This window comes from Serratia sp. H1w, assembly GCF_000633355.1.
Taxonomy (GTDB): domain Bacteria; phylum Pseudomonadota; class Gammaproteobacteria; order Enterobacterales; family Enterobacteriaceae; genus Chania.
This window is the reverse complement of the sequence record NZ_AYMQ01000087.1, coordinates 34,259-45,180: the sequence shown is the minus strand read 5'-3', so window position 1 is coordinate 45,180 and position 10,922 is coordinate 34,259. Positions and strand designations below refer to the sequence as shown.

General features: G+C 52.7%; 9 protein-coding genes. 6 read left to right on the top strand and 3 right to left on the bottom strand.

Annotated features, from left to right (window positions below; genetic code table 11):
• Positions 1–41: 41 nt before the first annotated feature.
• Together U869_RS0119980 and U869_RS0119975 are read right to left on the bottom strand one after the other, a co-directional pair.
• A complete protein-coding gene (locus U869_RS0119980; RefSeq protein WP_025119740.1) occupies positions 42–1,046 on the bottom strand; it encodes a substrate-binding domain-containing protein in 1,005 nt (334 codons plus the stop codon).
• Between the two features lie 205 nt (positions 1,047–1,251).
• Positions 1,252–2,061, bottom strand: a complete 810-nt coding sequence (locus U869_RS0119975; protein WP_025119741.1) for a DeoR/GlpR family DNA-binding transcription regulator — start codon at positions 2,059–2,061, stop codon at positions 1,252–1,254.
• Between the two features lie 481 nt (positions 2,062–2,542).
• Between U869_RS0119975 and araD the strand changes: the two genes are divergently transcribed.
• A complete protein-coding gene (gene araD, locus U869_RS0119970) occupies positions 2,543–3,238 on the top strand; it encodes an L-ribulose-5-phosphate 4-epimerase (RefSeq protein ID WP_025119742.1) in 696 nt (231 codons plus the stop codon).
• A 229-nt stretch (positions 3,239–3,467) separates the two neighbouring features.
• The gene (gene ydiK, locus U869_RS0119965; RefSeq protein WP_025119743.1) at positions 3,468–4,568 is read left to right on the top strand and encodes an AI-2E family transporter YdiK; all 1,101 of its coding nucleotides are present in this window, start codon (positions 3,468–3,470) and stop codon (positions 4,566–4,568) included.
• A 390-nt stretch (positions 4,569–4,958) separates the two neighbouring features.
• Here the strand turns inward: ydiK and ppsA are convergent, their stop codons facing one another.
• Positions 4,959–7,337, bottom strand: a complete 2,379-nt coding sequence (ppsA, locus tag U869_RS0119960) for a phosphoenolpyruvate synthase (RefSeq protein WP_025119744.1) — start codon at positions 7,335–7,337, stop codon at positions 4,959–4,961.
• 481 nt (positions 7,338–7,818) lie between these two features.
• On the opposite strand from ppsA, the gene U869_RS0119955 reads away from it, so the two are divergent.
• From U869_RS0119955 to hemP, 4 genes are all read left to right on the top strand, one after another.
• Positions 7,819–8,640, top strand: coding sequence for a pyruvate, water dikinase regulatory protein (locus U869_RS0119955; RefSeq protein ID WP_025119745.1), 822 nt, complete (start codon positions 7,819–7,821; stop codon positions 8,638–8,640).
• A gap of 334 nt (positions 8,641–8,974) precedes the next feature.
• Complete coding sequence (locus tag U869_RS0119950) at positions 8,975–10,021, top strand: 3-deoxy-7-phosphoheptulonate synthase (RefSeq protein ID WP_025119746.1); 1,047 nt, start codon at positions 8,975–8,977, stop codon at positions 10,019–10,021.
• Between the two features lie 54 nt (positions 10,022–10,075).
• A complete protein-coding gene (locus tag U869_RS0119945; RefSeq protein ID WP_025119747.1) occupies positions 10,076–10,561 on the top strand; it encodes a glutathione peroxidase in 486 nt (161 codons plus the stop codon).
• Between the two features lie 155 nt (positions 10,562–10,716).
• Positions 10,717–10,911, top strand: coding sequence for a hemin uptake protein HemP (gene hemP / locus U869_RS29565; protein ID WP_025119748.1), 195 nt, complete (start codon positions 10,717–10,719; stop codon positions 10,909–10,911).
• The last annotated feature ends 11 nt before the right edge of the window (positions 10,912–10,922 follow it).

The following is a 10,922-nucleotide window of genomic DNA, read 5'->3' as shown; positions in this document are numbered from 1 at the left end:
CCGGGCAAAACGGTTGCCCGGCAATGTCACATTACCCGTGTTTACAGGCCAAGCTTGACCAACCGCTTGGTGTTTTCCACGTCCAGTTTTTCCGGATTGTTGCTGAGAAGGGTATTGCCTTTGATTTTGATGTCTCCCATGCCACCCAGCTTGCCGCCATCCTTGATCGGCTCACCGTTCATCATGGCGGTAGCCACCTGTACAAAGACCTTGCCCGCCAGCATTGGGTTGGAGATATAGCCGCCGTCGATAGCGCCTTTCTCCAGCAGTTTGATACCCTGGCCCGGCGTGAAGGTACCAAACACGCAGGTGGTGTCGTTCTTCTTACGTTTGTCGATGGCACGTCCCGCGCCGATCGGCCCTTGTGAACCGAATGACATGATCCCTTTCAGATCTTTGTGCTTGGACAGCAGGTCGTTGGCGGTACGCATGGAGTCATCGACCGACTCTGCCACGCCAAAACGATCCTCAACCAGGGTCATCTTCGGATAATTCGCTTTCTGATAGGCGATTGCCGCATCGGCCCACTCGTTCACCAACGGCACCGTCAGGCTGCCGACAAACATGGCGTACTTGCCTTCTTCCCCCATGCACTGCGCCATATCTTTCATATGATTGGCCCCCATGCTCTGGGTATCCAACAGTTCGAAATCCCAGTCCGCGTTCACTTGGCCTGGGGATTCATGGGTGATCACCTTGATCCCGGCTTCCTGAGCGCGTTTGAGTACCGGCTCCAGCACCTTGGCGTCGTTAGGGACCACCCCAATCACATCGACCTTTTTAGCGATCAGGTCCTCGATCGCCCGCACCTGCTCTGCCGGATCGGCGGTGGTTGGCCCCACCTGCCAGGCGTTGACGCCCAGAGCCTTGCCTTCCTCTTTGATGCCCTGTTCCATCACGTTAAACCAGGGAATGCCACCCACTTTAACCACCACGCCCATGGTGAAAGGCTTATTGGCTTTTTGCACCGCCACGGCATCCTCGGCCCAGGCGGAATGAGCGGTAATCAACGTGGCGATCAGGCAAGGTAAGAGTGCTTTTTTCATAAGACGATCCTCGGCAGAATTTTATTTAAGCAGTAGGGTTCCCGGCTTTACCGCCAACCAGATTATTGCTATTCAGGCGGCGAGTTTAAGCCCTCGGGATTTATATTATTTTTACTTAACTATTTAACTGACACTGGTGTTGACACTATTTTATTGCTGAGCACAATAATGGTGATATCGTCACCGTCACTTCCTTAATAACGGCTTACTTTTGGGCTTCGATAATTTCCAATCCTGGATTATCCCCACGGTATTTAGGTGAGACGAGTTTATTGGTAATCAAAATATCAACTTCATCCAACATACATATGCGACAAAATGAATATTGTTCGAACTTGCTAGAACCCGCCAGCAGGATCTTTTTCTCCGACACCTGTAACATGACCTGTTTTAATCTGGCGTTAATTTCATTACCGTCACGGATGCCATGTTCCTGATTCAGCCCTTGGCACGAGAAGAAAAAAGTATTGATCTGGAAGTTTCTCAGCGCGCTTTCGGCCACCGGGCCATGAAAATCATCATGCCTTCTTGAGTATTCTCCACCGATGCCAATCACGCGGATCTTGTCGCGGCAGGCCAGGGCCTGAATGATTTTGACCGAGTTGGTGACCACGGTGATGTCGATATCCGGGATCTGTCGGGCCAAAAACCAGCAGGTACTGCTGTTATCCAGCAGGATGCAGTCACCCGGATGGATAAATTGCAGCGCGGACTTGGCAATTTTCATCTTGATATCAGGGTGTTCTTCCGTTCTTTTGCGAAAGCTTTCCGCCTGATCGACGCTGTTTGACACCGCCGTACTCTCCCAGTGGTCAAGCACCGGTACGTCGTGTACGTCCAGAGCCACGGCCCCGCCAAAGCTGCGGATCAGCTTCTTGTTCTTTTCCAACACCCGCAAATCCCGGCGGATCGTTTCAGGGGATACCTGACAGACCACGGATAACTCAGTTACCAAAGCAGAACCCTGTTGTTGTACGTGGCTACAAATGAGCTTATAACGTTCGGCTTGCAACATGATATCCCTTTAAAAATAGCGAGATTGGCTTAACGCTATAATGATATTTTTTACTCGGTATGAAAGTGACTCAATTCAAGAAACGATTTACCTGCCTTTTCTACCGACTATTATGTGATAAAAATCACTAAATCATGCAACAAACAAAATTACATACACTAAAATTGCAATAATAGTCACATAAAACAGAGTATCAGGCGTCAATAAAAGTCTTTATCAAAAACAAACGGGCACACTCAAACAACAAAACAATGCCCGAATGTGACCGAGTACACCCAAATCTAACCATTTATTCTTTTCGAACACCTCACTCGCTTTAATCCTGCCAACAAGCACAGTATTTTAGCCAGAGACGACAACAGGCTTTGTTATTTATTTCCCGGCAATCGCATTTTATTAAGGCCAACACCCTTGCCTGAATGCACAGAGCCAGCTTTGGTGGTATCCCCCACCAATCGACAAATATCTCACGAGGTGAATTATGTTACAGCAATTAAAGCAGCAGGTTTTTGAGGCAAATTTATTATTGCCTGAACATCAATTGGTGACATTTACCTGGGGGAATGTCAGCGGTATCGATCGCCAGGCGGGGTTAATGGTAATTAAGCCTTCCGGGGTGGAATACAGCACCATGCAGGTGACAGATATGGTGGTGGTTGAACTGGCTAGCGGGAGAGTCGTGGAGGGGAATAAAAAGCCCTCTTCGGATACCGCAACCCACCTCGCGTTGTATCAAGCCTTCCCCGACATTGGCGGCATCGTCCACACCCATTCCCGCCACGCCACCATCTGGGCGCAGGCAGGCAAATCGCTTTCAGCATTAGGCACCACCCATGCAGACTATTTCTACGGCACCATTCCCTGCACCCGTCTGATGCACGATGAGGAGATCGCAGGCGAATACGAGCATGAAACCGGTCAGGTCATCATCGAGACGTTTCAGCAGCTCGGCATCAACCCTAATGAGATCCCGGCAGTGTTGGTCAACAGCCATGGTCCGTTCAGCTGGGGCAAAGATGCCGCCAGCGCGGTACACAATGCCGTGGTGCTGGAGGAAATCGCCTATATGAATCTGTTTACCCAACAGCTCAGCCCCCAGGTTCCGGCAATGCAAGCCACGCTGTTAGACAAACACTACTTACGTAAGCACGGCGCCAAAGCCTATTACGGCCAATAGCCCTTCCCCGCCAGAGAGTCTCGACCATCAACCAGCCTGGATCGCAGGCTGGTCCGCCCAGCAGCAAGCCCGTTGACCCCACCTGAATTATTTGCCCCGCTAATCAATGAAAGGCTGTACCGCAGATGGCAATTCGCGGCAAAATGTGCGGCTAACTGTGAAAGTTACCAAAAATGCTCCATGATGAAAGGGTACCAAGGACTCAACTCACTAGGATGAAATCGCATACATGACACAACCGCAACGCCGCTACGATTTACCGACGATAATTTTTGGCGTGCTGTTTATCGCCATTATGATCGTCGCCTGTTTTTGGGTCGTTCAACCGTTTATTCTGGGCTTTGCCTGGGCGGCGATGGTGGTGATCGCCACTTGGCCGGTATTGATCAAGCTACAACAGCTGCTGTGGGGTCGTCGGTCACTGGCCGTAGCGGCCATGACCATCCTGCTGCTATTGCTGTTCGTGCTGCCGATTGCCCTGCTGATCAGCAGCGTGGTGGATAACAGTGCTCCAATCGTGGCATGGGTGAACGCCCCGGGCCAGATCCACGCACCACAGTTAGAGTGGCTGCGTTCCATTCCGCTGATCGGGCACAAATTCTATAACAGCTATCATCTGTTGGTGAACACCGGTGGTAACGCCCTGATAGCCAAAATACAACCTTACTTTGGCCAAACCGCCACTTGGGTCGTCACCCAGGCGGCACATATTGGCCGTTTCCTGATCCACTGTTCGCTGATGCTGTTGTTCAGTGCCTTGCTGTACGCCCGTGGTGAGCAGGTAGCCATGGCAATCCGCCATTTTGCCATACGCCTTGCTGCCAATCGCGGCGACGCGGCCGTGTTACTGGCCAGCCAAGCGATCCGCGCGGTCGCATTGGGTGTGGTGGTGACGGCATTGGTGCAGTCAATCCTGGGCGGAATTGGGCTGGCTATTTCAGGCATCCCAGCGGCCACCTTGCTGACCGTAGTGATGTTCATCTTCTGTCTCGCCCAACTGGGGCCATTGCTGGTGCTGATCCCGGCGATTATCTGGCTGTACTGGACCGGAGACACCACCTGGGGCACCGTGCTATTAGTGTGGAGCTGCGTGGTCGGGACGTTGGATAACTTCCTGCGCCCGGCGCTAATCCGCATGGGTGCCGATCTGCCGCTGATACTGATCCTGTCTGGCGTCATCGGTGGCCTGTTGGCCTTCGGCATGATTGGCCTGTTTATCGGCCCGGTGGTATTGGCAGTCTCTTATCGCTTGGTGAGCGCCTGGGTCAACGAAGCCCCGGAACCGACCGCCGATCTGGAAGAAGTAGCCAAAGATTTAGAACAGCTGTAATCCCTGCATCGCCTGCCCAGCCACTGGGCAGGCGACTAACGCCATATTCCTCTTCCCGTTCATTATTCGCTTGGCCTGCCTGCATCAATAATACCTGTAATTCAAATGCCTGTTATTGCAGCCAGTCGGTCAATTTTATTGGGACGATTCTTAATGACGCGCGCCGGATAACTGCCTAGTATAAAACTCTATCTTGCTGAAAATCATTGTGTTGCAGTCATTGTTTTTCAGTTAAGACCCCTACAAGCTAACCCGTATCTCTGAATTGCTGTGTGTAGTCTTTGCCCGTCTTTGATGGGCTTTTTTTTATTTAAAAAAACCAGCCAAGATAAAAAAACCGCCAGGATTAACCGGCGGTTTTATGTTTTCAACAGGCGTGGTGATGCAGGTTTATTTTCTTTGCGACAGATTTACCCAGGTTTGCACCACGGTATCCGGGTTCAGCGACAGGCTATCGATCCCCTGATCCATCAACCACTCGGCAAAGTCTGCATGGTCTGACGGGCCTTGCCCACAGATCCCAACATATTTGCCGTGACGCTTGGCCGCCTGGATCGCCATGGAAAGCAGCGCCTTGACCGCCTCGTTACGCTCATCAAACAGCTCAGAGACTACGCCGGAATCGCGATCCAGCCCCAGCGTCAGCTGCGTCATATCATTGGAGCCGATAGAGAAGCCATCGAAGTGCTCAAGGAACTGATCGGCCAGCAAGGCGTTGGACGGGATCTCGCACATCATGATCACTTTCAGCCCGTTCTCGCCGCGCTTCAGCCCCTGACGCCCCAGCTCCGCCACTACGGCCTCCGCCTGAGCCACGGTACGCACAAATGGCACCATCACCTCAACGTTGGTCAGCCCCATTTCGTTACGCACCCGCTTCATCGCGGCGCACTCCATGGCGAAGCAGTCGCGGAAGCTATCCGCCACATAACGACCCGCGCCACGGAAACCTAACATCGGGTTTTCTTCGTGCGGCTCGTACTTCTCGCCTCCCACCAGGTTGGCGTATTCGTTAGATTTGAAATCAGACAGGCGCACGATCACTCGCTTCGGCCAGAATGCGGCACCCAGCGTGGCGATCCCTTCGGTCAAACGACCCACATAGAACTCAACCGGATCGTCATAACCCTGCATCAGCGTCTTGATTTCTGCCTGCAGCTCTGGGGTTTGCTGGTCAAATTCCAACAGGGCACGCGGGTGTACGCCGATCATGCGATTGATAATAAACTCCAACCGGGCCAGCCCTACGCCTTCATTCGGCAAGCGAGCGAAATCGAACGCGCGGTCCGGGTTGCCGACGTTCATCATGATCTTCAACGGTAACTCTGGCAGCTCGGTGACTTCCGAACTTTGGACGCTGAATTCCAGCATGTCGCTGTAGACAAACCCGGTGTCGCCTTCGGCGCAGGAGACGGTGACTTTCTGTCCTTCTTTCAGCAGGTCTGTGGCGTGGCCACAGCCGACCACGGCAGGGATCCCCAGCTCACGAGCGATGATCGCCGCATGGCAGGTGCGCCCGCCACGGTTGGTGACGATCGCCGACGCCTTCTTCATGATCGGTTCCCAATCCGGGTCGGTCATATCGGTGACCAGCACGTCGCCCGGCTGGATGCGATCCATTTCGCTGATATCGTGGATGACCTTCACCGGACCAGCCCCAATGCGATGGCCAATGGCGCGGCCTTCCACCAGCACGGTGCTGTTGCCGTTCAACTGGTAGCGTTCCATCACCTGCTCATTGGAACGCACGGTTTCTGGCCGAGCCTGGACAATCAGCAACTTGCCGGTATGACCATCTTTGGCCCACTCGATATCCATCGGGCGGCCGTAGTGTTTTTCAATCAGTAATGCCTGATGCGCCAGTGCCTGTACCTCATCATCGGTCAAAGAGAAACGATTGCGTTGCTCTTCTGGCACATCTTCAATGCGTACCTGCTTGCCGTGATCCTGCGAAGGTGCGTACACCATGCGGATTTTTTTCGAGCCGATATTGCGGCGCACAATGGCCGGCTTGCCCTTCAGCAGCGTCGGCTTATGGACATAGAACTCATCCGGGTTGACCGCCCCTTGCACCACCATTTCACCCAGGCCAAACGCCGAGGTAATAAACACCACCTGATCAAAGCCGGACTCGGTATCAATGGTAAACATGACGCCCGAAGAGGCCAGATCGGAGCGCACCATACGCTGCACACCGGTGGAAAGCGCCACGCCACGGTGATCGTAACCCTGATGCACACGGTAAGAAATGGCCCGGTCGTTAAACAGGGAGGCGAAGACGTGTTTGATCGCCACCATTACCGCATCAATACCCTGCACGTTGAGGAAGGTTTCCTGCTGGCCGGCAAATGAGGCGTCTGGCATATCTTCGGCCGTGGCGGAAGAACGCACGGCGAAGGAAGCCTCGCTTTCACCCTCGGACAGTTGCTGGTACGCCAGCGTGATTTCTCGTTCAAATTCCGCATGGAAAGGCGTATCGATCACCCATTGGCGAATTTGCGCACCGGCCTTGGACAGTTGAGCAATATCGTCAACGTCAGTCTGATCCAGCAGCTGATAAATGCGCTGGTTAACCCCACTTTGCTCAAGAAAATCGTTAAATGCCTGGGCGGTGGTGGCAAAACCGTTGGGTACGGCCACGCCCAAATCGGAAAGATTGGTGATCATTTCACCGAGGGAGGCATTTTTGCCCCCGACACGGTCAACGTCGTGCATGCCAAGCTGGTTGTACCAAAGCACATTACGCAAGTCTGGGCCATTGTTAGACATCGAGACAATCCTTATTGCTATCAGTAGGGTATTGACGGATTTTTGACTCGTACCGCAAAAACGGCACCTAGCCAGACTAGCACAATGATCCATAGACAATGGAAAGGTGAATCGATCAAGCCAATGAAGAAAATAGCAATTAAGAGAATTCCAGCGGGCATTTTTTTAATAGGGATCGTTCCCTAAATAGCTAAAAGCTTACAATTCAACAAATTATGTATTCTTTAAACTTTTGCTTAAATACCCGTGTTTTACGTGGGTGATTTGGTGGAAATAACACCAATTGGTCGCACTAAACGCCGTTAAAATAACACAACTCATTTTATAAAAAATAAAACCAAGTTTTGATAATTATATTTATTGGCGCTGATTATTCCCATCGTCACAAAATTTCCCCCCTCCTCTTTACCATATGTAGGTATGCAGACCATGATGTTGCTATCAGTCATCTCAGATAATAGGTTCAGTTAAGGAGCCACAGGTGGAAAGAAGCGTTTTTTATATCTCGGATGGCACGGCCATCACCGCCGAAGTATTGGGACATGCGGTGCTGTCGCAGTTTCCCGTCAAGGCCACCACCTTCACTCTGCCCTTTGTGGAAACCGAAGCGCGTGCGCGGGGCGTTTGCCAGCAGATCAATGAGATTTACCAGCAGACCGGGGTGCGCCCGCTGGTGTTCTACTCGATTATCTCGCCGGAAGTGCGCCAGGTGATCACCCAAAGTGAGGGGTTCTGCCAAGATATCGTGCAAGCGCTGGTCGGCCCGCTGCAGGGCGAATTAGCGGTGGATCCAACGCCGGTGCCCAATCGCACACATGGACTGACGGAAAACAATCTGGGCAAGTATGACGCCCGGATCGCGGCCATTGAATACACCCTGGCTCATGATGACGGTATCTCGCTACGCAACCTCGATCAGGCACAGGTGATCCTGCTTGGCGTATCTCGCTGCGGAAAAACCCCCACCAGCCTGTATCTGGCGATGCAGTTTGGTATCCGCGCGGCCAACTATCCGTTTACCGCCGACGATATGGATAATTTGCAACTACCTGCCGCGCTGAAACCGTTTCAGCATAAATTGTTTGGCTTGACCATTAACCCGGAACGGCTAACGGCCATCCGCGAGGAACGCCGCGAGAACAGCCGTTACTCCTCTCCGCGCCAGTGCCGGATGGAAGTTGCTGAAGTTGAAGCGCTGTTTCGCAAAAACCAGATCCGCTACCTCAATACCACCAACTATTCGGTAGAAGAGATCTCCACCAAGATCCTCGATATCCTTGGTATGAGCAGAAGGATGTTTTGATATTGGTAGCGTCCCCTCACCCTAACCCTCTCCCAAAGGGAGAGGGGACCGAACGTGCCACAGATTAACTCCTGCGTCTGACTGGCGTTCTCCACCGAACAGGTCGCAAACTCGCACCGATCTTGAACAGAGCACTGAACTGGCTCCCTCTCCTTGGGGAGAGGGTTGGGGTGAGGGGAACAATCACCTCCGCCCCACGTTTTTGTGCTTTTTTTTCCGGTTTTAATCAGCAGATCACCATCTCTCCGGTTGAATTCAGCGGTTTTTGCGTTATTGTGATCGCCATCACTTCCCGGTATTCCTGCCGTAGCGAAGAACAGTTTTCGAGATAATCATGCACAAAACAGATGAACTGCGGACCGCGCGCATTGACAGCTTGGTCACGCCGCAAGCGTTGGCGGAAAAGTTGCCGATCTCAGCGTCGGTAGCCGATAACGTGACAGCGTCACGTAAGCGTATTGAAAAAATCCTGACCGGCGAGGATAAGCGCCTGTTAGTGGTGATTGGCCCCTGCTCCATTCACGATCTGGATGCGGCGATGGACTACGCCACCCGCCTTAACGTACTGCGCGAGCGTTATCAGGATCGCCTGGAAATCGTGATGCGCACCTATTTTGAAAAGCCGCGTACCGTGGTGGGCTGGAAAGGTTTGATTTCCGATCCCGATCTGGACGGCAGCTATCAGGTCAACCGTGGCATTGAGATGGCCCGCAAGCTGCTGTTGGCGGTCAACCAGCTCGGTCTGCCAACGGCGACCGAGTTCCTGGATATGGTGATCGGCCAGTATATTGCCGATCTGATTAGCTGGGGCGCGATTGGCGCTCGTACCACCGAAAGCCAGATCCACCGTGAAATGGCCTCGGCGCTCTCCTGCCCGGTCGGTTTCAAAAATGGTACCGACGGCAATACCCGCATCGCCATTGATGCCATCCGTGCCGCACGTGCCGGTCATATGTTCCTGTCACCGGACAAAACCGGTCAGATGACCATTTATCAAACCAGCGGCAATCCTTATGGTCATATCATCATGCGCGGCGGCAAGACGCCAAACTATCATGCGACCGATGTGGTAGCCGCCTGTGATAGCCTGCGTGAGTTCGATTTACCCGAACAGTTGGTGATCGATTTCAGCCACGGCAACTGCCAGAAACTGCATCGCCGCCAGCTAGAAGTCGCGGAAAACGTCTGCCAACAGATCCGTGCGGGTTCCGTGGCCGTGGCCGGGGTGATGGCGGAAAGTTTCCTGGTGGAAGGTACGCAGAAGATCGTGGCTGGCCAATCGCTGACCTACGGACAATCTATTACCGACCCTTGCCTGAGCTGGTCGGACAGTGAGCAATTGTTAGCTATGCTGGCCGATGCGGTAGATACTCGTTTCTGATCTCACGACGGGCGCAGTTCATTTACCGCGCCCGTTTAGCTGGAACCTTTGCCTATGAGCCATTCACTGCTGTCCATCCCCTGCGTCACCCTGCAAGGGGAACATAAAACGCTGGCAGATTTTCCGGCGCGGGCCTATCTGATCGTTAATACCGCCAGTAAGTGTGGTTTTACACCGCAGTATGCTGGCTTAGAGAAGTTGTGGCAGTTTTATCGTTCACGCGGCTTGATGGTGCTGGGCTTTCCCTGCAATCAGTTTGGCGGGCAAGAGCCAGGCAATCCGCTGGAAATTGCCAATTTCTGCACCCTCAACTACGGCGTCAGCTTTCCGCTGTTCAGCAAAATTGACGTCAACGGCGCGCAGGCCCATCCCCTGTTCAGCGAGTTAAAACGCCGTGCTCCCGGCCTGTTGGGCAGCCAACGAATCAAGTGGAACTTCACCAAATTCCTGCTCACTGCCGATGGCGAGCGCATCACGCGCTTTGCCCCCGTCACCAAACCCGAGCGCCTGTTCGGGCGTATCGAAACCCTGTTGAAATAGTCTTTTCGTCAGCAAATCATCCCGCGTCAATCCAGCTTCGGTAAGCATTGCGACAAAAAGGTTCCATCGGTAAGAAAATTTTCCTTGATGTAACCTTTCGTTCACATGATAATGATTATCAATTTGATATCAATTACCATTCACTGGTTGATTATATGGACAATCTTAATAATTCCCATCAGTCCAATAACGCGTTGGTCACGCCTGAAGGCGGTGTAAACACAGCTTTACCCCCCTGCTTTGACAGTGCCGAACTGCTGGGCAGCGATGGGCTGGCGGTGATCATCCATCAGGGACAGCGCTACCAGTTGCGTCAGACCAAAGCAGGGAAATTGATCTTAACCAAATAACACTTTAATCC